Annotated in this window: 24 protein-coding genes; 15 read left to right on the forward strand and 9 right to left on the reverse strand. The window is 69.6% G+C overall.

What is annotated here, in order from left to right; all coding sequences use genetic code 11:
- Together OQ968_RS21290 and OQ968_RS21295 are read right to left on the reverse strand one after the other, a co-directional pair.
- Positions 1-504, reverse strand: a complete 504-nt coding sequence (locus OQ968_RS21290; protein WP_324681258.1) for a PPOX class F420-dependent oxidoreductase — start codon at positions 502-504, stop codon at positions 1-3.
- 86 nt (positions 505-590) lie between these two features.
- On the reverse strand, positions 591-1,292 hold the full coding sequence (locus tag OQ968_RS21295) for an IclR family transcriptional regulator (RefSeq protein ID WP_324681259.1): 702 nt from the start codon (positions 1,290-1,292) through the stop codon (positions 591-593).
- Between the two features lie 52 nt (positions 1,293-1,344).
- Between OQ968_RS21295 and leuC the strand changes: the two genes are divergently transcribed.
- The 3 genes from leuC (at position 1,345) to OQ968_RS21310 (ending at position 4,260) form a co-directional block, all read left to right on the forward strand.
- Positions 1,345-2,754: a 3-isopropylmalate dehydratase large subunit gene (gene leuC, locus OQ968_RS21300; protein ID WP_324681260.1), complete on the forward strand. Its 1,410-nt coding sequence runs from the start codon at positions 1,345-1,347 to the stop codon at positions 2,752-2,754.
- Between the two features lie 45 nt (positions 2,755-2,799).
- A complete protein-coding gene (gene leuD / locus OQ968_RS21305) occupies positions 2,800-3,396 on the forward strand; it encodes a 3-isopropylmalate dehydratase small subunit (protein WP_324681261.1) in 597 nt (198 codons plus the stop codon).
- Between the two features lie 213 nt (positions 3,397-3,609).
- Entirely contained in the window at positions 3,610-4,260 is a 651-nt protein-coding gene (locus OQ968_RS21310; protein ID WP_324681262.1) for an HU family DNA-binding protein, read from the forward strand.
- 68 nt (positions 4,261-4,328) lie between these two features.
- Here the strand turns inward: OQ968_RS21310 and OQ968_RS21315 are convergent, their stop codons facing one another.
- From OQ968_RS21315 to cofC, 3 genes are all read right to left on the reverse strand, one after another.
- Positions 4,329-5,276, reverse strand: coding sequence for a bifunctional NUDIX hydrolase/histidine phosphatase family protein (locus tag OQ968_RS21315; RefSeq protein WP_324681305.1), 948 nt, complete (start codon positions 5,274-5,276; stop codon positions 4,329-4,331).
- A 71-nt stretch (positions 5,277-5,347) separates the two neighbouring features.
- Positions 5,348-7,540 carry an RNA degradosome polyphosphate kinase gene (locus tag OQ968_RS21320; RefSeq protein ID WP_324681263.1) on the reverse strand — a complete coding sequence of 731 codons (2,193 nt, stop codon included), beginning with the start codon at positions 7,538-7,540 and terminating at the stop codon, positions 5,348-5,350.
- Positions 7,541-7,587: 47 nt separating this feature from the next.
- On the reverse strand, positions 7,588-8,250 hold the full coding sequence (gene cofC, locus OQ968_RS21325) for a 2-phospho-L-lactate guanylyltransferase (protein WP_324681264.1): 663 nt from the start codon (positions 8,248-8,250) through the stop codon (positions 7,588-7,590).
- A gap of 108 nt (positions 8,251-8,358) precedes the next feature.
- Between cofC and OQ968_RS21330 the strand changes: the two genes are divergently transcribed.
- Positions 8,359-9,384 (forward strand): NAD(P)H-dependent glycerol-3-phosphate dehydrogenase, encoded by a 1,026-nt coding sequence (locus tag OQ968_RS21330; protein WP_324681265.1) that lies wholly within the window; start codon positions 8,359-8,361, stop codon positions 9,382-9,384.
- A gap of 28 nt (positions 9,385-9,412) precedes the next feature.
- Positions 9,413-10,522, forward strand: coding sequence for a D-alanine--D-alanine ligase family protein (locus OQ968_RS21335; RefSeq protein WP_324681266.1), 1,110 nt, complete (start codon positions 9,413-9,415; stop codon positions 10,520-10,522).
- Between the two features lie 6 nt (positions 10,523-10,528).
- Here the strand turns inward: OQ968_RS21335 and OQ968_RS21340 are convergent, their stop codons facing one another.
- Positions 10,529-11,056, reverse strand: a complete 528-nt coding sequence (locus OQ968_RS21340; protein ID WP_324681306.1) for a DUF3515 domain-containing protein — start codon at positions 11,054-11,056, stop codon at positions 10,529-10,531.
- Between the two features lie 133 nt (positions 11,057-11,189).
- On the opposite strand from OQ968_RS21340, the gene OQ968_RS21345 reads away from it, so the two are divergent.
- Positions 11,190-12,161, forward strand: coding sequence for a thiamine-phosphate kinase (locus OQ968_RS21345; protein WP_324681267.1), 972 nt, complete (start codon positions 11,190-11,192; stop codon positions 12,159-12,161).
- Between the two features lie 83 nt (positions 12,162-12,244).
- Positions 12,245-12,928, forward strand: coding sequence for a uracil-DNA glycosylase (locus OQ968_RS21350; RefSeq protein WP_324681268.1), 684 nt, complete (start codon positions 12,245-12,247; stop codon positions 12,926-12,928).
- Positions 12,929-12,935: 7 nt separating this feature from the next.
- On the opposite strand, the gene rpmB is transcribed toward OQ968_RS21350, so the two are convergent.
- Positions 12,936-13,130: a 50S ribosomal protein L28 gene (rpmB, locus tag OQ968_RS21355; protein ID WP_076125869.1), complete on the reverse strand. Its 195-nt coding sequence runs from the start codon at positions 13,128-13,130 to the stop codon at positions 12,936-12,938.
- Between the two features lie 262 nt (positions 13,131-13,392).
- Here rpmB and OQ968_RS21360 point away from each other — a divergent pair, with 262 nt between their 5' ends.
- The 3 genes from OQ968_RS21360 to OQ968_RS21370 are packed head-to-tail and all read left to right on the forward strand — an operon-like array spanning position 13,393 to position 17,962.
- Positions 13,393-15,033, forward strand: coding sequence for a DAK2 domain-containing protein (locus OQ968_RS21360; RefSeq protein WP_420715972.1), 1,641 nt, complete (start codon positions 13,393-13,395; stop codon positions 15,031-15,033).
- Between the two features lie 2 nt (positions 15,034-15,035).
- Positions 15,036-17,255, forward strand: coding sequence for an ATP-dependent DNA helicase RecG (gene recG / locus OQ968_RS21365; RefSeq protein WP_324681270.1), 2,220 nt, complete (start codon positions 15,036-15,038; stop codon positions 17,253-17,255).
- A complete protein-coding gene (locus OQ968_RS21370) occupies positions 17,252-17,962 on the forward strand; it encodes an HNH endonuclease family protein (RefSeq protein ID WP_324681271.1) in 711 nt (236 codons plus the stop codon). Before recG ends, OQ968_RS21370 begins: the two co-directional genes overlap by 4 nt.
- 3 nt (positions 17,963-17,965) lie before the next feature.
- Here the strand turns inward: OQ968_RS21370 and OQ968_RS21375 are convergent, their stop codons facing one another.
- Together OQ968_RS21375 and OQ968_RS21380 are read right to left on the reverse strand one after the other, a co-directional pair.
- A complete protein-coding gene (locus tag OQ968_RS21375) occupies positions 17,966-18,811 on the reverse strand; it encodes an aldo/keto reductase (protein ID WP_324681272.1) in 846 nt (281 codons plus the stop codon).
- A 6-nt stretch (positions 18,812-18,817) separates the two neighbouring features.
- On the reverse strand, positions 18,818-19,651 hold the full coding sequence (locus tag OQ968_RS21380) for an aldo/keto reductase (protein ID WP_324681273.1): 834 nt from the start codon (positions 19,649-19,651) through the stop codon (positions 18,818-18,820).
- On the opposite strand from OQ968_RS21380, the gene OQ968_RS21385 reads away from it, so the two are divergent.
- The 5 genes from OQ968_RS21385 to coaD all read left to right on the forward strand — a co-directional run bounded on the left by OQ968_RS21385 (position 19,650) and on the right by coaD (position 23,352).
- Entirely contained in the window at positions 19,650-20,768 is a 1,119-nt protein-coding gene (locus OQ968_RS21385) for an alpha/beta hydrolase (RefSeq protein WP_324681274.1), read from the forward strand. The two genes, OQ968_RS21380 and OQ968_RS21385, sit on opposite strands and share 2 nt — an antisense overlap.
- A gap of 90 nt (positions 20,769-20,858) precedes the next feature.
- The gene (locus OQ968_RS21390) at positions 20,859-21,626 is read left to right on the forward strand and encodes a DsbA family protein (RefSeq protein WP_324681275.1); all 768 of its coding nucleotides are present in this window, start codon (positions 20,859-20,861) and stop codon (positions 21,624-21,626) included.
- An 11-nt stretch (positions 21,627-21,637) separates the two neighbouring features.
- Complete coding sequence (locus OQ968_RS21395) at positions 21,638-22,231, forward strand: vitamin K epoxide reductase family protein (RefSeq protein ID WP_324681276.1); 594 nt, start codon at positions 21,638-21,640, stop codon at positions 22,229-22,231.
- A 10-nt stretch (positions 22,232-22,241) separates the two neighbouring features.
- Positions 22,242-22,796: a 16S rRNA (guanine(966)-N(2))-methyltransferase RsmD gene (rsmD, locus tag OQ968_RS21400; RefSeq protein WP_324681277.1), complete on the forward strand. Its 555-nt coding sequence runs from the start codon at positions 22,242-22,244 to the stop codon at positions 22,794-22,796.
- Positions 22,797-22,866: 70 nt separating this feature from the next.
- Complete coding sequence (gene coaD, locus OQ968_RS21405; RefSeq protein WP_324681278.1) at positions 22,867-23,352, forward strand: pantetheine-phosphate adenylyltransferase; 486 nt, start codon at positions 22,867-22,869, stop codon at positions 23,350-23,352.
- Positions 23,353-23,356: the final 4 nt, after the last annotated feature.

Consider the following 23,356-nt stretch of genomic DNA (forward strand, 5'->3'; position numbering starts at 1 on the left):
CTAACCGAGCACAGCCGGCGCGGTCGATCCGCCCACCGGCATGTGCGGCAGGCCGAGCTTGCGGTGATCCCAGGAACGCGCGCGCCGCGCCACGATGCGCACGCAGACCCGCTTGTTCATCATCTGCTCGACGATCGGTTTCATCTCGTCGCTGTAGGGGCCGGTGTAGCGCTCGAACACGCTGACCCCGACCCGGTGCGAGACGTCGGGATCGTCGACGATCTCCGCGACGCCCTCGAAGGACACCCCGCGCAGCGTGTCGTAGGTGTCGCCGTCCTCGATCAGAAAGCTCACCCGCGGATCCCGCTTGAGGTTGACCGCCTTCTGCGACTTGGCCTTGGTCTCCAGCCAGATCTCGCCGTCGACCACGGCGTACCACATGGCGGTCAGGTGCGGCTGCCCGTCGGGGCCGACGGTGGCCAACGTCCCGGTGCGACTCTTGACGACGAACTCGGCGATCTCGTCCTCGGACATGACGATGCTCGCGCGCTGATTGGTTCCCATGGCGACAGTGTGTCAAGCCACCCGCGAGCAGACGCAAAAGGCCCTCATTTCGGCTCGGAATGGGGACTTTTGCGTCTGCTCGCGGTTCACAGCCGACGGGTGAGCGCGTCGGCCGCGGACAACAGATCGGCGGCCCAGCGCGCCCCCGGGCGCCGCCCGATCCGGTCGATCGGCCCGGACACCGAGATCGCGGCGATGACGACCCCGCGGCCGTCGCGCACCGGCGCCGACACGCTGGCCACCCCCGGCTCGCGCTCGGCCACGCTTTGCGCCCAACCGCGCCGGCGCACCTCGGCCAGTGCGCGTTCGGTGAATTTCGCCGCGGGCAGCACGGCCTTCTGGGTGGCGGCGTCACTGTGGGCCAGCAGCACCTTGGCCCCCGAGCCCGCGGTCATCGGCAGGCGCGCCCCGACGGGAACCGTATCGCGAAGGCCCGCAGCCGGTTCCAGGGCGGCCACGCAGACCCGCGACGTGCCCTCGCGGCGGTAGAGCTGCACGCTTTCGCCGGTGGTTTCGCGCAGCTGCGGCAGCACCGCCGCGCCGGCGGCCAGCAGCGGATCGTTGACGCGGGCCGCGAGTTCGGTGAGCGCGGGTCCGAGCCGCCAACGCCCATCGTCGTCGCGCGCCAGCAGGCGATGCAGCTCGAGGGCCGCCGCCAGCCGGTACGCCGTGGCCCGCGGCAACCCGGTCCGCTCGCACAGTTCGGCCAATCCGCAGGGAGATTCCGCGACCGTGTGCAGCAGCCCCACGCTTTTGTCGAGGACGCCGATTCCGCTATGCTGTCTCATATCAAGATATTAACGTCTCATATTCTGAGATAGCATCCAGCGAGAGAAACAGATGTCGAACCCGCGCACACTGGCCGAAAAGGTTTGGGACGACCACGTTGTGGTCTCCGGAGGTGGTGATTCGCCCGACCTGATCTACATCGATCTGCATCTGGTGCACGAGGTCACCAGCCCGCAGGCGTTCGACGGCCTGCGCCTGGCCGGGCGCCCGGCGCGCCGGCCCGACCTGACGCTGGCCACCGAGGATCACAACGTGCCCACCATCGACATCGACAAGCCGATCGCCGACCCGGTCTCGCGCACCCAGGTCGAGACGTTGCGGCGAAACTGCGCCGAGTTCGGTGTCCGGCTTTATCCAATGGGCGACATCGAGCAGGGCATCGTGCATGTCGTCGGGCCGCAGCTGGGGCTGACGCAGCCGGGGATGACGATCGTTTGTGGCGACAGTCACACGTCCACGCATGGCGCGTTCGGCGCGCTGGCGATGGGCATCGGCACTTCCGAGGTCGAGCATGTGCTGGCGACGCAGACGTTGCCGCTGCGGCCGTTCAAGACGATGGCGGTCAACGTCGACGGGCAATTGCCCGCCGGCGTGACGGCCAAGGACATCATCCTCGCGTTGATCGCCAAGATCGGGACCGGCGGCGGGCAGGGCCACGTCATCGAATACCGGGGCAGCGCCATCGAATCGCTGTCCATGGAGGGGCGCATGACGATCTGCAACATGAGCATCGAAGCGGGCGCGCGGGCCGGCATGGTGGCGCCGGACGAGACCACGTACGAGTTTTTGCGCGATCGTCCGCACGCGCCGCGCGGCGCGCAGTGGGACGCCGCGATGCGATATTGGCAGCAGCTGCGCACCGACCCTGGTGCCGTGTTCGACACCGAGGTCTACCTCGACGCGACGTCGCTGAGTCCCTTCGTCACCTGGGGAACGAATCCCGGGCAGGGCGTGCCGTTGGCCGCGAGCGTTCCGGATCCCGAGCTGATGACCGACGAGGGCGAGCGGCAGGCCGCCGAGAAAGCCTTGGCGTACATGGACCTTCGACCGGGCATGCCGATGCGCGACATCGCCGTCGACGCCGTGTTCGTCGGCTCCTGTACCAACGGCCGCATCGAAGACCTACGGGCGGTGGCCGAGATATTGCGCGGCCGCAAGGTGGCCCCCGGCGTGCGGATGCTCGTTGTCCCGGGCTCGATGCGGGTGCGCGCTCAGGCCGAAGCCGAGGGACTCGGCGAGGTGTTCACCGCCGCGGGTGCCGAATGGCGACAGGCGGGCTGCTCGATGTGCCTGGGCATGAATCCCGATCAGCTCGCGCCGGGGGAGCGCTGCGCGGCGACGTCGAACCGCAACTTCGAAGGGCGGCAGGGCAAAGGCGGCCGCACGCATCTTGTATCGCCGGCGGTTGCCGCGGCAACCGCGGTCCGCGGCACGCTGTGCGCGCCGGCCGACCTGAACTGAATTCAACTTCAAACAGAGGAAGACCGAGGAAGACCGAGTAAGACCATGGAAGCCTTTCACACCCACACCGGCATCGGGGTGCCGCTGCGACGCTCCAATGTCGACACCGATCAGATCATTCCCGCGGTGTATTTGAAGCGCGTCACCCGAACCGGTTTCGAGGATGGCTTGTTCGCGACGTGGCGGTCGGATCCGTCATTCGTGCTAAACCTCAGCCCCTTTGACCGAGGCTCGGTTCTGGTCGCGGGACCCGATTTCGGCACTGGGTCGTCGCGCGAGCACGCGGTGTGGGCGCTCATGGACTACGGGTTCCGAGTGGTCATCTCGTCTCGATTCGGTGACATTTTTCGGGGCAACGCGGGCAAGGCGGGCCTGCTTGCGGCCGAAGTCAGCCAGGACGGCGTGGAACTTCTTTGGAAGCTCATCGAGGCAAGCCCGGGCTTGGAAATCACTGCCAATCTTCAAGATCGAAATATCACCGCGGGAACGACGGTGCTGCCGTTCAAGATTGACGATCACACCGCTTGGCGACTGCTCGAAGGACTCGACGATATAGCCCTCACGCTGCGGAAACTTCAGGAAATCGAATCCTTTGAGACCGCCCGGCCGGAGTGGAAACCGCGCACACTGCCCACCTCCTGACGGGGCGATCGGGAGCGCAATTTCCTCTCGCTCGCCTAACTATCCGGGCCGAATTCGGGGGCGCGCCACCGGTCAAGGGCGGCAACCGGATTGCGAAAATCTCTATCGCCGGGCCTTGAAATTGCGCGTGGCGCTTGGAAATTTGCCAGGTGAGGGTTTACCGTGTTCGCTAGTTGGTTCACAAACGAGGACCACTGGCTTCGGAGGGTTTGGATGAACAAAGCAGAGCTCATTGACGTGCTCACGCAGAAATTGGGCTCGGACCGTCGGCAAGCGACTGCTGCTGTCGAGAATGTTGTCGACACCATTGTGCGCGCGGTGCACAAGGGCGACAGCGTAACCATTACCGGCTTCGGTGTGTTCGAACAGCGCCGCCGCGCAGCGCGCGTGGCACGCAATCCGCGCACCGGCGAGACGGTGAAGGTCAAGCCGACGTCTGTTCCGGCGTTTCGTCCGGGTGCTCAATTCAAAGCGGTTGTCTCTGGCGCACAGCGCCTCCCAGCGGAAGGACCAGCAGTGAAGCGTGGTGTAGTGGCGGGTGCGGCCAAGAAGGCCGCCAAGAAGGCTCCGGCCAAGAAGACCGCGGCCAAGAAGGCTGCAAAGAAGGCTCCGGCCAAGAAGGCCGCCGCCAAGAAGGCGACCAAGAGGGCGCCGGCCAAGAAGGCCGCAACCAAGCGGACGGTGGCCAAGAAGGCCGCGACCAAGCGGACCGCAGCCAAGAAGGCGACCAAGCGGACGGTGGCCAAGAAGGCCGCGACCAAGCGGACGGTTGCCAAGAAGGCCGCGACCAAGAGGGCGCCGGCCAAGAAAGCCGCCAAGAGGGCTCCGGCCAAGAAGGCCACCGCGCGGCGCGGCCGCCGGTAAGCCCCAAACCCAATTTCCGACGCAGATACCCTTTGGGGGCAGCGGTGCCCCCAAAGGGTATTCGCGTGTCAGGCCCGCACGTTGGCGGACAACGAGCCGCCGATGTGGTTGGCCGCCACTAGCCTGCCGTCCGCCAGCGACAGCACCCACGTGCTGCCCTTGTGGTTGCGCGACTTGTCCGGGCGCACCCCGTCGCGTTCGCACCACCAAGCGATCAGGTCCGGAATCACCTTGCCCTGCGTGCAGATCACCGGCGTGCCGCCCCGCGCGGCGATGTCCATCACCCGGCGCCGGCCGCGCTTGGGGTTCTTTGCGTAGGACTCCTCGGTGAGGGCGGGCTCGTTTTTGATCGCCACACCGAGCTCGGCCGCGAGCGGTTCCACCGTCTGGTGGCAGCGCAGCCGGTCGGCCGCGTAGACGTCGGTGGCCCCGAAGGCCATCAGCTGGGGAACGAGTGCCTCGGCCTGCGCGCGCCCCCGCTTGTCCAGCGGGCGCTTGGTGTCGTCTCCGGAGAACCGGGATTTGCGGCCGGCCGTGCCGTGCCGGACCACCAATACCGTGTGCGTGTCCGCCGGCTGTTTTGCAAAGCGGCGCAATACTTTTCGATCCTGCGGGTAGCCGAGTTTCTTCATCGCGGCGGCGACGGGCAGCCAGATCAGCTCGTCGACCTCGCTGCCCGCGCAGAATTCCCCGCCGGTGGCGCGGGCCGCCCAGTAGTACACCTTTTTGACGCCCGCCTCGATCGGGTAACTCACGGTGGCCAGCCGCCTGCCGAGGACGCAGCGGTATCCGGTCTCCTCGAGAACTTCCCGCGCCGCGGCGACGGGCGCCGTCTCGCCGGGGTCCACCTTGCCCTTGGGCAGCGACCAGTCGTCGTAGCGAGGGCGGTGGATGACGGCGATCTGCAATTCCGGCTTGGCCGAATCGGCGCCGACTTGGCGCCACAACACCGCGCCGGCGGCGTAGACGATCCGGGTCCCCGAGCCCCGGCCGGCGGACGAGTTCTGGTCCGACACCTCACTCCTGCAGGTCAATTCGGCCAAGCTCGCTCCGGCCTCGGGCGTGACGTGGAAACGTACCACATGCATCAGGGGCTACGGTGCAGCTCCATCAGCGACTCCTGGTGATCGCGCACGCTGTGACCCTCGTGCGGCGACGCCGTCCACTGCCCGTCGGAGCCGAGCTCCCAACAGCGGGTGGACGGGTCCAGCGCGGACTCGAACAAGTCGTCCAGATATGCGGTGAGCCTGGGGTCCTTGACCTGAACCATCACCTCGACGCGCCGGTCGAGATTGCGGTGCATCATGTCGGCGCTGCCGATCCAGAACTCGTTGACGCGATCGAAGTGGATGATCCGCGAGTGTTCCAGGAATCGGCCCAGAATCGAGCGGACCGAAATGTTTTCCGAGAAACCTTCCGCCGCGGGGCGCAGCGCGCAGATGCCGCGCACCACGACCTCGACGCGCACCCCCGCCCGCGACGCGCGATAGAGCGCGTCGATGACCTGTTCGTCGACGAGAGCGTTCATCTTGAGCCGGATGCGCCCACCGCCGCTTTCGCGGTGCGCTTCGATTTCGCGCTCGACGCGTTCGATGATGCCGGTGCGGATGCTGTGCGGCGACACCAGCAGGTTGCGGTAGGAGACCTTGCGCGAGTAGCCGGTGAGCGAATTGAACAAGTCGGTCAGGTCGGCGCCGATCTCGGGGGAGGCCGTGAGCAGACCGACATCCTCATACAGCCGCGCCGTCTTGCCGTTGTAGTTGCCGGTTCCCACATGGCAATAGCGCCGGATCGTCGACCCCTCGCGGCGCACCACCAAACACGTCTTGCAGTGCGTCTTGAGCCCGACGAACCCGTAGACCACGTGCACGCCCGCCTGCTCGAGCGTGCGCGCCCAGCGGATGTTGGCCTGCTCGTCGAAGCGCGCCTTGATCTCCACCATTGCCACCACTTGCTTTCCGGCCTCGGCGGCGGCGATGAGCGCCCGCACGATCGGCGAATCACCGGACGTGCGGTACAGCGTCTGCTTGATCGCCAGCACGTTGGGGTCGGCGGCGGCCTGCTCGATGAATCGCTGCACGCTGGTGGAGAACGAGTCGTACGGATGATGAACCAGCACATCGCCTTCGCGCAGCGTCGCGAAGATGCTGCGCGGCGTCTCGCGATCGGCGAAGGCGGGATGGGTGGCCGGAACGAACGTCCGGTCCTTCAGCGCCGGCCGGTCGATGCCGTAGATCTGCCACAACGACGACAGGTCGAGCAGCCCGGGCACCTCGATGACATCGCTGGGATTGACGTCGAGTTCGCGCAGCAGCAGCTCCAGCATGCTCTCGGTCATGTCGTCGGCGATCTCGAGCCGCACCGGCGAACCGAACCGCCTGCGCGCCAATTCCCGCTCCAGCGCCTGCAGCAGGTCCTCGTCGCGGTCCTCCTCGACCTCGAAGTCGGCGTTGCGGGTGATGCGGAACGCGTGATGTTCGACGACCTCCATCCCCGGGAACAGCACCGGGAGAAAGGCCGCGATCAGTTCCTCCATCGGCAGATACCGGATCATGGCGTGCCTGTCGCCGTCGGCGCCGTCGCGGCTTTTGAGTTCGACGAAGCGATCGACGTTGTCGGGCACCTTGACTCGGGCGAAGTGCTGGCCACCGTCCTCGGGTTGTTTGACCGTGACGGCCAGATTCAGGCTGAGTCCGCTGACGAACGGGAACGGGTGCGCGGGGTCGACGGCGAGCGGCGTCAGGACGGGGAAGACCTGCTCGTTGAAATACGTCGACAACTCGTCGCGCTCGGCCTGATCGAGATCGGACCACGTGACGATGTAGATGCCCTCCTCGGCCAGCGCCGGTCGCACCGAGTCGAGGAACACCCGGGCGTGCCGCGTCGCGATCCGCTGCGTCTGCTCGCCGATGCGGGCCAGCTGCTCACGCGGGGTCAGGCCGTCCGCGGAGCGAACGGACAGCCCCATCTCGTCGCGGCGCTTGAGGCCGGCCACCCGGACCATGTAGAACTCGTCGAGATTCGACGCGAAGATCGCCAGGAACTTGGCCCGCTCCAGCAGCGGCAGGGAGTTGTCGTCGGCCAGCGCGAGCACGCGCGCGTTGAAGTCCAGCCAGCTCAGCTCCCGGTTGAGGTAACGGTCCTCCGGCAGCGCGTCGGTGATCGCCGCGGGGGTCGCGGCCGGCGGCGCCGCCAGCGCCGAGCCATCCGGTTGCCATCCCGTTTGTTCGACGCGAGCCTCGGCTTCGGTTTCGGTCACCCTGCGATCATCCCGCATCACCGGCCGATGCTGCCAGCGCCCGACCCGGATTGCTCAATGCCGCTTGCTCAATGCCGCGCGATGGCCCGGGCGGTCGCGGCGCCGACGCCGAGGCGCCGGGCGGCCGCCAGGTCGGCGGGGGTGTCGACGTCGCAGCGCAGGCCGGGCCACGCGCCGGTCAACTCGATCGCACCCGAACGGCGGTGCCGCGCGCAGGAATCCGGCCCGAACTGCGGCTCGAGGAAGGTGCCGAACGCGCAGAGCGCCGCCGTCCCGGTGGCCAGCCGGTCGGCGACGAAGCTGCGCCGGTACTGGCGTGCGGCGGCGATCGCCTCCGCCAGCTCCTGGGTCTGCAACGCGGGCAGATCGCCTTGCAGCACAACGACATTCGGGAACGACTCGGCGACGGCGCGTTCACCGGCGGCGATGGCGTTGTTGAGCGGGTCGTCGTGGCCGTCGGGCGTCGGGTCGGCCAGCACGTCGGCCCCCAGCTCGGCGGCCGCGGCCGCGGCGGCCTCGTCGGGGGTGATGACGGTGATCGACCCCACCGATGCGACGCCCGCCGCGGCGGTCAGGGTGTCGATCAGCATGGCGAGTACCACGTTCTCCCGGGTGGACGCCGAGAACACCGGGGCCAGCCTGGTCTTGGCGGCGGCCAACCGCTTGACGGCGACGATCAGCGCGACGTCGGCCGCGGTTTCGCCCGCTGGGTCGGCGCGTGTGCCGCTCATGGGCTCATCCTGCCAGCGCCGCGCCGTCCTTCGCCGCTTCGGGCTAATCTGAAGCGCCGGCAACGCAATAGCGCAATAAGAATCAAGTACAGACAGACGGGACGGTGAATGGTCAGCACGGTAGCCGGTTCGGAGGGCGCCGTCGCGGTGATGGGCGCCGGCGCGTGGGGCACGGCGCTGGCCAAGGTGCTCGTCGACGCCGGGGCTGCACAGGTCACGCTGTGGGCCCGCCGGCCCGACATCGCCGAGCAGATCAACGCCACCCGATACAACCCCGCCTACCTGCCCGGCACGTTGCTGCCCGGCGGCATCCGCGCCACCGCCGACGCGCAACAGGCGCTGGCCGGCGCGTCGACGGTGCTGCTGGCGGTGCCCGCGCAGCACATGCGGGCCAACCTCGAGCGGTGGGCGCCGCTGCTGCCCGACGGCGCGACACTGGTCAGCCTGGCCAAGGGCATCGAGCTGGGCACCCTGATGCGGATGAGCCAGGTCATCGTGTCGGTGACCGGCGTGGACCCGTCGCAGGTCGGCGTGATCTCGGGGCCGAACCTGGCCAGCGAGATCGCCGAATGTCAGCCCGCGGCCACCGTCGTCGCGTGCAGCGACTCCGGGCGCGCGGTCGCCGTGCAGCGCATGCTCAACAGCGGGTACTTCCGCCCGTACACCAACAGCGACGTGGTGGGCACCGAGATCGGCGGGGCGTGCAAGAACGTCATCGCGCTCGCGTGCGGGATGGCGGCCGGCGTCGGCCTCGGCGAGAACACCGCGGCGGCGATCATCACCCGTGGCCTGGCGGAGATCATGCGGCTGGGGATCGCGCTGGGCGCCAAGGGCGCGACGCTGGCCGGCCTGGCGGGGGTGGGTGACCTGGTGGCCACCTGCACCTCCCCGCATTCGCGCAACCGCTCGATGGGCGAACGCCTGGGCCGCGGCGGGACGATGGAGTCGGCGATGCACGCGGGCGAGGGCCACGTCGTGGAGGGAGTGACGTCGTGCGAGTCGGTGCTGGCGCTGGCCTCCAGCTACGACGTCGAGATGCCGCTGACCGACGCGGTGCACCGGGTCTGCCACCGGGGGCTCTCGGTGGACGAGGCGATGGCCCTGCTGCTGGGGCGCCGCACGAAGCCCGAATGAGCACGCCACCCGGTAGCCTCTCCAGGTTGTGAGTGCCAGCGACCGGGTGCGGGTCGCCGTCGTCTTCGGCGGACGGAGCAACGAGCACGCCATCTCGTGCGTGTCCGCCGGCAGCATCCTGCGCAACCTCGACCCGCGGCGATTCGAGGTGGTCGCGATCGGCATCACCCCGGAGGGATCGTGGGTGCTCACCGACGGCGACCCGGACGCGCTGGCGATCACCGACCGGGAGCTGCCCGGGGTGACCTCGAGCTCGGGCACCGAGCTGGCGCTGCCGGCCGACCCGCGGCGGCGCGGCCAACTGGTGTCGCTTGCGCCCGGCGCCGGTGAGGTCCTGGCGTCGGTCGACGTGGTGTTTCCGGTGCTGCACGGGCCGTACGGGGAGGACGGCACGATCCAGGGGCTGCTCGAACTCGCCGGTGTGCCCTACGTCGGCGCCGGCGTGCTGGCCAGCTCCGTCGGGATGGACAAGGAATTCACCAAGAAGCTGCTTGCCGCCGCGGGGCTTCCGGTGGGACCGCACGCGGTGCTGCGCGCGTCGGAGGCGGAGCTGAGTCTCGACGAGCGCGAGCGGTTGGGACTGCCGGTGTTCGTCAAGCCCGCGCGCGGCGGTTCCTCGATCGGCGTGAGCCGGGTGCCGAGTTGGGACGAGCTGCCCGCAGCGGTCGCCAACGCGCGCCGGCACGATCCGAAGGTGATCGTCGAGGCCGCGATCAACGGCCGTGAGCTGGAGTGCGGTGTGCTCGAAATGCCCGACGGCACAGTCGAAGCCAGCACGCTGGGGGAGATCCGGGTGGCCGGGGTGCGCGGCCGCGAGGACTCGTTCTACGACTTCGCGACCAAATACCTCGACGAGGCAGCCGAATTGGACGTTCCGGCCAAGGTCGACGACGAGATCGCTGACGCGGTGCGCCGATTGGCGATCCGGGCGTTCAAGGCCATCGACTGCCGGGGGCTGGCCCGGGTCGACTTCTTCCTCACCGAGGACGGACCGATCGTCAACGAGCTCAACACGATGCCGGGATTCACCACGATCTCGATGTTCCCGAGGATGTGGGCGGCCAGTGGCGTCGACTATCCCACCCTGCTGTCGATCATCGTGGAGACCGCGGTGGCCCGCGGCGTGGGCCTGCGCTGACGGCCGCTAACCCGGCCGGGCCGGGTCGATGGGCACCGCCGCGATGGTGCGGTCGATGACCTCGGAGAGCTGCTGGATGGGCGTCGGCCCCGATCCCGACGGCAGCGTCAACGCCACATACACCGGCCGGTCCACCGTGTACCAGGTGGACCGCCCCGCATTAGTCGATGGGGGGCCGGCGGATTGCGGTGGGGCCGCCACCTCGAACCACTGCACCCGGTCGACGACCTGGATCGGGGACCCCATTACGAAGTCGGCCGGGCGGTCGAGCCCGCAGCGCAGCACCACGGCCTGGCCGCCGGGTCCCGACCGCCACGCGGCGGTGCCCGGCGGAGCCGGTTGCGCGACGGCCGCGCGCTGATAGTTGCCCAGCCGCTGCGGCAGCGCGTCCGTCAGCGCGCGGCATGCGGCGCTGCTGGCCTGCGGCGCGGCGACGGCGGGAACGGCCACCGGCTGTGGCGGCGCCTCGCGGTTCGCCGCGATGACCAGGATCGCCCCGATGACCGCGACGCCCAGCGCGACCGCGGCGATCATCGCGGCCCGCGGGGGCCCGCCGAGATCGATAGCCGAACCAGGGTCGGTCGTCACCGCCAGCGCACCTCCTGTCTCATACACTGGCGCGGGCTGGGAGTTAACTTACCGCAGGTCGGGACCCGGAGGAGGCGGCGTGCGCGACGATACGTCCGGGGCGGCGGAACAGTCCCCGACGCTGCGGCAGCTGGGCGAGTTCGCGGTGATCGACCGGGTCGCGCGCGGCCGTCGGCAGCCGGCCGCGGTGCTGCTCGGGCCGGGCGACGACGCGGCGGTGGTGTCGGCCGCGGACGGTCGCACCGTGGTGTCGACCGACGTGCTCGTGCAGGATCGGCACTTCCGGCTGGACTGGTCGACGCCCCACGACGTCGGCCGCAAGGCGATCGCCCAGAACGCCGCCGACCTCGAGGCGATGGGCGCGCGGGCCACGGCGTTCGTGGTCGGCTTCGGCGCGCCCGGCGACACCCGGGCGGCGGACGTGGACGCGCTGGTCGACGGGATGTGGGACGAGGCGGCGCGAATCGGCGCGGGCATCGCGGGTGGCGACCTGGTCAGCTGCCCGCAGTGGGTGGTGTCGGTAACCGCGCTGGGCGAGCTGGACGGGCGCCCGCCGGTGCTGCGGTCCGGGGCCGAAGCCGGCTCGGTGCTCGCCGTCGCCGGTGAGCTGGGCCGCTCGGCGGCCGGATATGCGTTGTGGCACAACGGCATTGACGGCTTCGACGAGCTGCGGCGCCGGCACCTGGTGCCCGAGCCGCCCTACGGCGCGGGTGCGGTTGCCGCGGCCGCGGGCGCGGTGGCGATGATCGACGTGTCCGACGGCCTGGTGGCCGACCTGCGCCACGTCGCCGAGGCGTCCGGGGTGGGGATCGACGTGTCGACCGCGGCGCTGGCCGCCGACCACGACGCGCTGACCGCGGCGGCGGCCGTGCTGGACGCCGACGCATGGGCGTGGGTGCTGGCCGGCGGCGAAGACCACGCCCTGGCAGCCTGTTTCGCCGGCCCGGCGCCGGGCGGGTGGCGCGTCATCGGGCGGGTGCTCGACGGGCCGGCCCGGGTGCTCGTCGACGGCGCCGAGTGGCGTGGCTACGCGGGCTGGGAATCGTATTAGTGTGGCGCGGTGACCGTCTACGCCATCGCCCAGCTGAGATTCACCGGCGCCGACACGGTGGTGCTGCTGGTGCAGGGGCTGGCGTGAGCGCGCGACCGCTGCACGAGCTCGTGGAAAAGGGCTGGGCGGCCGCGCTGGAGCCGGTGGCCGAGCAGGTGGCCCGCATGGGGCAGTTCCTGCGGGCCGAGATCGCCGCGGGGCGCAGATACCTGCCGGCCGGCCCGAACGTGTTGCGCGCCTTCACCTTTCCGTTCGACGAGGTCCGGGTGCTGATCGTCGGGCAGGACCCCTACCCGACGCCGGGACACGCTGTGGGCCTGAGCTTTTCGGTGGCGCCCGAGGTGCGTCCGCTGCCGCGGAGCCTGGCCAACATCTTCGAGGAGTACACCAACGACCTGGGGTATCCCCAGCCGTCGTGCGGCGACCTCACGCCCTGGGCGCAGCGCGGTGTGCTGCTGTTGAACAGGGTGCTCACGGTGCGCCCCAGCAATCCGGCGTCGCATCGGGGCAAGGGCTGGGAGGAGGTCACCGAATGCGCGATCCGCGCGCTGGCGGCGCGGTCGCGGCCGCTGGTGGCCATCCTGTGGGGCCGCGACGCGTCGACGCTCAAACCGATACTGGCCGAGGGAAGTTGCGTGGCAATCGAGTCGCCGCACCCCTCGCCGCTGTCGGCGTCGCGGGGGTTCTTCGGTTCGCGTCCCTTCAGCCGCGCCAACGAACTGCTCGCCGGCATGGGCGCCGAGCCGGTCGATTGGCGGCTGCCCTGACCGGCTGTTAGCCGCGGACGACCTTGCCGGCCTTGATGCAGGACGTGCAGGCGTTGATGCGCTGCTTGTTACCGCCCGGGCGGGTCACGACGTGCACGGTCTGGACGTTGGGGTCCCACCGGCGGCTGGTGCGGCGGTGGGAGTGCGACACCGACTTGCCGAAGCCGGGGCCTTTCCCGCAGATATCGCACACAGCGGCCATTGTTCAAGCTCCTCAAATTTCGGGGTCCGGCACTCGGGATCGATCTGTACGGGCCGGAACGCCCGGGCTGACCGGGCCCGCCCAGGATACCGACTCCTGCGCGCAACCACCAAAACGCGCCCGACGGCGCCGACCGGCACTGTCGTCCCCGCTGGCTAGGCTCAATGGGGCGGTCCGGCCTCGCCGGCGGGCTACGCTGGCGCCGTTCGGGAGCGGGCCCGAACGAGGCTCCGAGGAGGTGGGTCACCTGAGCACTCGTGTGTTGGACGCGGTGACCCTGCGCGACTGGGCGCACACCGCCGTCGGCGACCTGATCACCCACATCGACGAGATCAACCGGCTCAACGTGTTCCCGGTCGCCGACGCCGACACCGGCGCCAACATGCTGTTCACCATGCGCTCCGCCCTGGCGGAGGCCAACGCGCGCGCCGACGGGGGCCCCGGCTGCATCGCGCGGGTCGCGGGCGCGCTGTCGGCCGGCGCGCTCAACGGCGCCCGCGGCAATTCCGGCGTGATCCTCTCCCAGATCCTGCGCGGCATCGCCGACGTCGCCGCCGCCGCGGCCGCCGAGTCCGGCGGCGAGTTGCCCGAGATGGACGCCGCGACCCTGGCGGCCGCGCTGCACCGCGGCGTCGGCCTGGTGATCGCCTCGATGGGCGGGCAAGAGATCCCGGGAACCATCGTCTCGGTGTTGCGGGCCGCCGCCGAGGCGGTCGAGGAGTGTGCGGGCGACGGGCTGGCCCAGGCGGTCACCGCCGCCGGCGACGCGGCGGTGATCGCGCTGGAGAAAACCACCGAACAGCTCGACGTGCTCGCCGACGCCGGCGCGGTCGACGCCGGCGGGCGGGGCCTGCTGGTCCTGCTGGACGCGCTGCGCTCGACCATCAGCGGGCAGGCGCCCGCCCGCACGGTGTACGAGCTGGCGCCGCGCGCGCCGCAGCCGCAGGCCCCCACCGAACGTCCCGCGCCGCAGTTCGAGGTGATGTACCGGCTGGACGCCTGCGATCCCGCCCGGGCGGACGCGCTGCGCGACCGCCTCGGCGAATTGGGCGATTCGGTGGCCATCGCGCCCGCGACGACCCACGGCACCTACTCGGTGCACGTGCACACCGACGACGCGGGCGCCGCGGTGGAGGCGGGCCTGGCGGCCGGGCGGCCGAGCCGGATCGTCGTCTCGGCCCTGAGCTCGGGCGTCACCGGCCTGCCGGCGGGGAGCTGGACCCGGGAGAGGGCGGTCCTGGCCGTGGTCGACGGCGACGGCGCCGCCGAGCTGTTCGCCGCGGAGGGCGCCTGCGTGCTGCGACCGGATCCCGAGGCGGGCGACCCGGCCGGCGACGTCAGCGCCCACCGGCTGGTGCGGGCCGTGGTCGACACCGGCGCCGCGCAGGTGATGGTGCTGCCCAACGGCTATGTGGCCGCCGAGGAGCTGGTCGCCGGCTGCACGACCGCGATCGGGTGGGGCATCGACGTGGTGCCGATACCGACCGGGTCGATGGTGCAGGGGCTGGCGGCGCTGGCCGTGCACGAATCGGGCCGGCAGGCCGTCGACGACGGCTACACCATGGCCCGCGCCGCCGGGGCCGCCCGGCACGGGTCGGTGCGCGTCGCGACCGAAAGCGCGCTGACCTGGGCCGGTCGCTGCCAGCCCGGTGACGGCCTGGGCATCGCGGGCGACGAGGTGCTGTTCGTGGCCCCCGACGTGGCCGGGGCGGCGATCGGCCTGCTGGACCTGCTGCTGGCGTCGGGCGGCGACCTGGTGACGGTGCTGATAGGCGCCGGGATCGACGCCGTCGCCGTGGGCGACATCCTGCAGGACCATGTGCACGACCATCACCCGGGCACCGAGCTGATGACCTACCGGACCGGCCACCGCGGCGACGTCCTGCTGATCGGGGTCGAGTAGCCGTGGCGTCGCTGTCCGACCGGCTTGACTACGTCGTGGGCGGCAAGATCGTGCCCCTGCTCGACGAGGTGTTCGGCATCCGCACCGTCGACGACCTGCTGCGCCACTACCCGCGCAGCTACACCGAGGGCGCGGCGCGCTGGGGCGCCGGTGACGAGCGGCCGGAAGAGGGCCAGCACATCACCATCGTCGACACGATCACCGCGACGGAGACGTTCCCGATGAAGAGAGACCGCAAGCGGATGTGTCACCGCATCACCGTCGGCTCCGGCCGCGCCAAGGTGACCGCGACGTTCTTCAACGCGAACTACCTCAAGAAGGACCTCGTCAAAGAGGCGAAGGTGATGCTCTCCGGGGAGATCGGTTATTACCACGGGGCGATGCAACTGACCCATCCGGCGTTTCTCATCCTCGAGTCGCCGGGCGGCAAGAGTTACGGCACGCGCTCGCTGAAAAAGATCGCCACCGCGTCGCACGCCGTCAGCAGCGAGGAGGTGACCTCGGCGTACGAGGGCCGCTTCTTCCCGATCTATCCGGCCAGCGCGAGGCTGCAGAGCTGGGACATCTTCGCGTGCATGCGCCAGGTGCTCGACGTCCTCGACCCGGTGCCCGATCCGCTGCCCGCGGAACTGCGCGCCCGGCTCGGCCTGATCCCCGAGGACGAGGCGCTGCGCGCGATCCATCTCTCCGAGGACGAGCGCGAACGGCAAAGGGCCCGTGAGCGGTTGACGTTCGACGAGGCGGTCGGGCTGCAATGGGCGCTGGTCGCCCGTCGCCACGGTGAGCTGTCCGAGTCGGGCCCGCCGGCGCCGCCGCGGCAGGACGGGCTGAAGGCGGAGTTGTTGCGGCGGTTGCCCTTCGAGCTGACGGGGGGACAGCGTGAGGTGCTCGACGTGCTGTCCGACGGGTTGGCGGCGACCCGCCCGATGAACCGTCTGCTGCAGGGTGAGGTCGGCTCCGGCAAGACCATCGTCGCGGTGCTGGCGATGCTGCAGATGGTCGACGCGGGTTACCAGTGCGCGTTGCTCGCCCCAACGGAAGTGCTTGCGGCGCAACATCTCCGCTCGATCTGCGACGTCCTGGGCGAGTTGGCGATGGCGGGCCAGCTGGGCGGGGCGGACAACGCGACCCGGGTGGCGCTGCTGACCGGCTCGATGAGCGCCGCGCAGAAAAAGGGGGTGCGCGACGAGGTGGCCGGCGGCCGGGCCGGCATCGTCGTCGGCACCCACGCGCTACTGCAGGACGCGGTGGACTTTCACAACCTCGGCATGGTGGTGGTGGACGAACAGCATCGGTTCGGTGTCGAACAGCGAGATCAATTGCGCGCCAAGGCTCGTGCGGGCACCACCCCGCATCTGCTGGTGATGACCGCGACGCCGATCCCGCGCACCGTGGCGCTCACGGTGTACGGCGACCTGGAGACCTCGACGCTGCGCGAGCTTCCGCGGGGGCGCCAGCCGATCGCCACCAACGTCATCTTCGTCGGCGACAAACCCGCGTGGCTCGGCCGTGCGTGGCATCGCATCGTCGAGGAGGTCTCGGCGGGCCGCCAGGTTTATGTGGTGGCACCCCGGATCGACGAGACCGACGACACCGAAAACAACGAGGAGGGCCGCAGGCCTTCGGCGACGGCGGTGGGACTCTTCGACCGGCTGCGCTCGCACGAGCTGGCCGACCTGCGGCTGGCGCTGATGCACGGTCGGTTGTCGGCCGACGAGAAGGATGCCGCGATGGCCGCCTTTCGCGCGGGGTCCGTCGATGTGCTGGTGTGCACCACCGTCATCGAGGTCGGCGTCGACGTTCCCAACGCCACGGTGATGCTGGTGATGGACGCCGACCGGTTCGGTATCAGCCAGCTGCATCAGCTGCGCGGGCGCATCGGCCGCGGCGAGCATCCGAGCCTGTGCCTGCTGGCCAGCTGGGTTTCCGCGGACTCGCAGGCCGGCCGGCGGCTGCGCGCCGTCGCCGCGACCATGGACGGGTTCGCCCTCGCCGAGCTGGATCTCAAGGAGCGCCGCGAAGGAGATGTGCTGGGCCGCAACCAATCCGGCCGGGCGGTGACGCTGCGGCTGCTGTCGCTGGCGGAGCACGGAACCTACATCGAGGCCGCCCGCGACATCTGCGCCCAGAGCTACGAACGGGATCCGTCGAACCCCGAATTGGCTTTGCTTGCAGCACGATTCACCGACACCGACCGCATCGAATATTTGGACAAGTCATGAACCGGAGGGTGCTGCTGTGGTTGTCGGTCGCGGCGGTGCTCGCGGTGCTGGTCGCCTACCAGACGCTGGGGTCGTCGGCGGACCGGCGCGCCGAGATCGCCGCCCGCGCAGACGTTCCGACGGTGGCGCCCGGCGCCGACGTGCTGGCGGGCATCGCCGTGCTGCCGCAGCGGGCCCACCGCTACGACTACCGCCGGGCCGCGTTCGGGGACGCCTGGACGGACGACAACGATGCCCCGCTCGGGCACAACGGGTGCGACACCCGCGACGACATCCTCGACCGCGATCTCGTCGACAAGACGTATGTGTCGATCAAGCGTTGCCCGGACGCGGTGGCCACCGGGACGCTGCACGACCCGTACACCAACACCACGATCGCGTTCCAGCGCGGCGCCAAGGTCGGCGAATCGGTGCAGATCGACCACATCGTGCCGCTCGCCTACGCCTGGGACATGGGGGCCTTCGGCTGGCCGGAGCCCGAGCGGGTGCGGTTTGCCAACGACCCGGCCAATCTGCTGGCCGTCGAGGGCCAGGCCAACCAGGACAAGGGCGACTCACCGCCGGCGCAGTGGATGCCGCCGAACGCCGCATTCCATTGCCAGTACGCCATGCAGTTCATCGCCGTGCTGCGCGGCTACCAGCTGCCGGTCGATCAGCCGTCGTCGGACGTGCTACGCCGGGCCGCCGCCACCTGCCCGGCGGGGTGACGATCAGGAGCCGTCGTAGGTGTCCGGGTCCGGGCGCAGGCGGGTGCCGTCGTTGAGGCCGTTGATGGCGTTCATGTGCTCGGCGGCCAACTCGAAGTCGAAGATGTCCAGGTTGCCGGCGATGTGCTCGGGTTTGGTGGAGCGGAAGACGACCGAGTTGCCCAGTTGCACGTTCCACCGCAGCAGCACCTGCGCGGGCGTCTTGCCGTACTCGCCGGCGACCGAGGTGACCGTCGGGTTGTCCAGCAACTTGCCCAGGGCCAGCGGCGTGTAGGACTGGGTGACGACGTTGTGCTGCGCGTTGACCTTGCGCAGCGCGTCCTGGTTGAGCAGCGGGTGCAGCTCGATCTGGTTGACGGCCGGGGTGACAAAGCTGAGGTCGATGACCGTCGTCAGGTACTCCTCGGTGAAATTGGAGACGCCGATCGAACGGGCCTGGCCGTCGCCGCGGGACTGGATCATGCCGCCGAAGGAGTTCACATAGTTGCCCAGTGACGGGGCCGGCCAGTGAATCAGGTACAGGTCGACGTAGTCCAGGCCGAGCCGCTCCAGGCTGGCGCTGCAGGCGTCCATCGCCGCCTTCATACCCTGGTCGGCGGTGGCCAGCTTGGTGGTGACGAACAGTTCGGCGCGCGGAATCCCGGAGGCCGCGATCGCGCGGCCGACTCCGGCCTCGTTGCCGTAGGCCGCGGCGGTGTCGATGAGCCGGCAGCCCATCTGCAGCGCCGCCGACACGGCGCGTTCGGCCTCGTCGTCGGATAGATCGGCGACGCCCAGGCCGAGCACCGGCATGGTGTTCTCGTCATTGAGAGCTATCGAGGGTATGGCGGTGCCCGACTCGCCAGTCAACGTGATTCACCTACCTGCGAAATTGAAGGTTCGTGGATTCGGACCAAGTCGGGTTCCGTCGTCGAGCGAGGAGATCGTCGCCATTTCATTGGCGCTGAGTTCGAAATCGAACACGTCGATGTTGCTCGCTATCCGTGAGGGGTTGACCGACTTGGGGATAACGATATTACCGAGTTGCAGATGCCATCGAATCAGCACCTGGGCGGCCGTGCGTCCGCATTCCGCGGCGACGGCGGTGATCATCGGGTGGGTCAGCAGCGCTCCCTGGCCCAGCGGCGCCCACGCCACGGTTGCGATGCCGCGCTGGGCGTGCACCTCGCGCAATTCCTTTTGCGTGAATCGGGGATGCAATTCGATCTGGTTGACCGCCGGAACGATGCCGGTGGCATCGATGAGAACGGTGAGGTGCTCGGGCTCGAAATTGCTGACCCCGATGGAGCGGATCCGGCCCTGGTCGCGCAGGTGGGCGAACGCCTTGAAGGTGTCGACGAACTTGTTCAGCGCGGGCTGCGGCCAGTGGATCAGGTAGAGGTCGAGATAGTCGAGGCCGAGCCGGTCCATGCTGGCGTCGAACGCCCTCAGCGTGCTGTCGTAGCCCTGGTCCGGATTCGCCAACTTGGTCACCACGTACAGTTGGTCGCGCGGCACATCGGAGTCGGCAACCGCGCGCCCGGTCTCCCGCTCGTTGCGGTAAGCCGCGGCCGTGTCGATATGTCGGTAACCGGCACGCAGGGCGGCGCTCACCGCCTGTTCGGTGTCTGCCGGCGGTATCTGGAAGACTCCGAGCCCGACGGCGGGGATCGAGTTACCGTCATTCAGCGTCACCAAGGGAGCTGCCATGACACAAAGTCTGCCAGGCGCGCGGAACCTGGATCCCGGAGCGAAACGTCCGGCGACCGGATGGACCAGCCGCATGCAGGGCGTGATCACCACCGCCGGCGTCAAGGTCATCCCGTGGATCCCGACGGCCGCCCAGCGGATGCTGGTCCGTGGCCGCCGGGTCATGATCGACGGCAACACGCTGGATCCCACGCTGCAGCTGATGCTGACGGGCCAGCGCCTCGCCGGCATCGACGGCCTGGTGATCGACGACGACCCGGCCGCCTCCCGCGCCCAGATACGCGAGACGACCATGAGCTTTCCCGGTCCGCAGATCCACGTCGAGGTCGACGAGATCAAGCTGCCCGGGCCCGGTGGTGAGATCGCGGCCCGGCACTACCGTCCACCCAACGGCGCGGCCACGCCCCTGCTGGTCTTCTATCACGGTGGGGGCTGGTCGATCGGCGACCTGGACACCCACGACGCGCTGTGCCGGCTGACCTCCCGCGACGCCGGCATCCACGTGTTGTCGGTCGACTACCGGCTGGCTCCCGAGCACGCGGCGCCGGCAGCGGTCGAGGACGCCCACGCCGCCTTCCGCTGGGCCTGCGAGCACGCCGGCGAACTCGGTGCGATTCCCGGGCGCGTCGCGGTGGGCGGGGACAGCGCCGGCGGCAACCTCGCCGCCGTCGTGTGCCAGCTGGCGCGCGACGAGGGCGGCCCCGCACCCGTGCTGCAGTGGCTGCTCTATCCGCGGACCGATTTCACCGCGCAGACCCGGTCACTGAGCCTGTTCGCCCGCGGCTTCCTGCTGACCAAGCGCGACATGGACTGGTTCGAGTCGCAATACCTGCGGCGCTCGCCGCTCGACCGGACGGATCCGCGGGTGTCGCCGCTGCTGGCCGAGTCGCTGTCGGGGCTGGCGCCGGCGCTGATCGCGGTCGCGGGCTTCGACCCGCTGCGGGACGAGGGCGAGAGCTACGCGGCGGCGCTGCGCTCCGCCGGGACCGCGGTGGACCTGCGGTGCATGCGTTCGCTGACCCACGGCTTCGCCAACCTGTTCCCGCTCGGCGGCGGCAGCGCCGTGGCGACCAGCGAACTGATCTCGGCGCTGCGCGCCCACCTGAGCCGGGCCTGATCGCCCGACCGCCGGTAATGTCCCGCCGGTAAGGTAGAGGCGCCGTCGCCCGACACGCGCACCCGCCCGCACCGAAGGATCAGCGAACCAGTGGCCGACAAACCCAACCGTCCCCCCCGACTCGACATGAAGTCCGGCAGCGGCAAATCCGGCCGGCTGTTCCAGATCGGCGGCACCGCCTTCGTCGTGATCCTGCTGGTCGCGATCGTGGCCTACATCGTCATGACGCACAACAACAAGAAGGGTGGCGCCACCGGCCAGGGCGACACCGTGCGGGTGACGTCGAGCAAGCTGGTGACCCAGCCCGGAACCTCCAACCCCAAGGCCGTGGTGTCCTTCTACGAGGACTTCCTGTGCCCGGCCTGCGGTAACTTCGAGCGCACCTTCGGACCAACGGTGTCCAAGCTCATCGACGCCGGCGCGATCGCGGCCGACTACTCAATGGTCGCCATCCTCGACAGCCAGAAGAACCACAACTATTCGTCGCGGGCGGGCGCGGCCGCGCTGTGCGTCGCCGACGAGTCCACGGATGCGTTCCGCCGTTTCCACACGGCGCTGTTCACCAGCCGCATCCAGCCCGACGAGCGCGGCAGCAGCTTTCCCGACAACGCGAAACTGATCGAACTGGCCCGCGAAGCCGGTGTGGTGGGCAAGGTCCCGGACTGCATCAACAGCGGAAAGTATCTCTCCAAGGTCACCGGTGAGGCCGCGGCGGCAAACATCACCGCAACCCCGACGATCAAGATCAACGGCGAGAACTATGAGTGGTCGACACCGGAGGCGCTGGTCGCCAAGATCAAAACCATCGTGGGCGACGTGCCGGGCATAGACACCGCCGTCGCCCCCGCCGCCGCGTAGCGACGGTCGCGGTGTCAGCCGAGCCCGCCGCGCCGCCGGTGCCGGTGCTCAGCGCGTGGTGGGTGCTGATCTCCGGCGCGATCGGCCTGCTGGCCTCAGTGACGCTGACGGTGGAGAAGATCGACCTGCTGCTCAACCCGTCGTACGTGCCGTCGTGCAACATCAACCCGATCCTGTCGTGCGGATCGGTGATGGTCACCCCGCAGGCATCCCTGCTGGGTTTCCCCAACCCGCTGCTGGGCATCGGGGGCTTCACGGTGGTCGTGGTCACCGGCGTGCTCGCGGTGGCGAAAGTGTCGTTGCCCCAATGGTATTGGGTGGGGCTGGGCATCGGGACGTTCGTCGGCGCGGTGTTCGTGCACTGGCTGATCTTCCAGAGCCTGTACCGAATCGGGGCGTTGTGCCCGTACTGCATGGTGGTCTGGGCGGCCACCATCTCGCTGCTGGTGGTGGTCGGGTCGATCGTCTTTCGCCCGGCGCTTCGGGACGGCGGCGCGGCGCGGGTGTTGTTCGAATGGCGATGGTCGATCGCCGCGCTGTGGTTCACCGCGGTTTTCCTGCTGATCATGGTGCGGTTCTGGAATTACTGGTCGACGCTGTGGTGAACGCCCGCGCGTGACCCGGATCATCGGCGGCAGCGCCGGGGGGCGGCGCATCGCCGTCCCGCCGCGGGGGACCCGGCCGACCACCGATCGGGTGCGGGAGTCGCTGTTCAACATCGTGACCGCGCGGCGCGACCTGAGCGGGTTGGCGGTGCTGGACCTCTACGCCGGTTCGGGGGCGCTGGGGCTCGAGGCGCTGTCCCGCGGCGCGGCGTCGGCGCTTTTCGTCGAGTCCGACCCGCGCAGCGCCGCCGTCATCGCGCGCAACATCGAGACGTTGGGCCTGCCGGGAGCGACCCTGCGGCGAGGACCGGTCGCCGCGGTGCTGGCGGCCGGCAGCCCCGGCCCGGTGGACCTGGTGCTGGCCGACCCGCCCTACGACTTCCGGCCCGCCGAGGTCGAGGCCGTCCTGGCCGCGCTGGCCACGCACGGCTGGGTGCGCGAGGGGACGGTCGCGGTCGTCGAGCGCGCGGCCGGGGGCCCACCGCTGAACTGGCCGGCCGGCTGGTCGTCGTGGCCCTCGCGGGTCTATGGCGACACCCGTCTGGAGCTGGCCGAGCGGTTGTGAGCCGGCGTGTACCGTCAGTGGTCATGCGCGCCGCTCCTCCCCATCGTCTGCATCGTCGCCGGCGCGGGTCATGAGCGGCGCTGTATGTCCCGGATCGTTCGACCCGGTGACGCTGGGCCACATCGACGTCTTCGAACGCGCCTGTTCCCAGTTCGACGAGGTGGTGGTCGCGATCCTGACCAACCCCGCCAAGGAGGGCATGTTCGGCATCGACGAGCGCGTCGCGATGATCCAGGAGTCCACCACGCACCTGCCGAACCTGCGGGTCGAGGTCGGGCAGGGCCTGGTCGTCGACTTCGTCAGGTCGCGCGGGATGACGGCGATCGTCAAGGGTTTGCGCACCGGCACCGACTTCGAGTACGAGCTGCAGATGGCACAGATGAACAAGCACATCGCCGGTGTCGACACCTTCTTCGTGGCGACCGCGCCGCGGTATTCGTTCGTGTCGTCGTCGCTGGCCAAGGAGGTCGCGATGCTCGGCGGTGACGTGTCGGAGCTGCTGCCCGAACCGGTCAACCGGCGATTCCGCGAGAAGCTCTCCGGCGGCCGGGGCTGACGTA

The sequence above is a fragment of the Mycobacterium sp. 663a-19 genome, assembly GCF_035616495.1.
Classification (GTDB): Bacteria; Actinomycetota; Actinomycetes; order Mycobacteriales; family Mycobacteriaceae; genus Mycobacterium.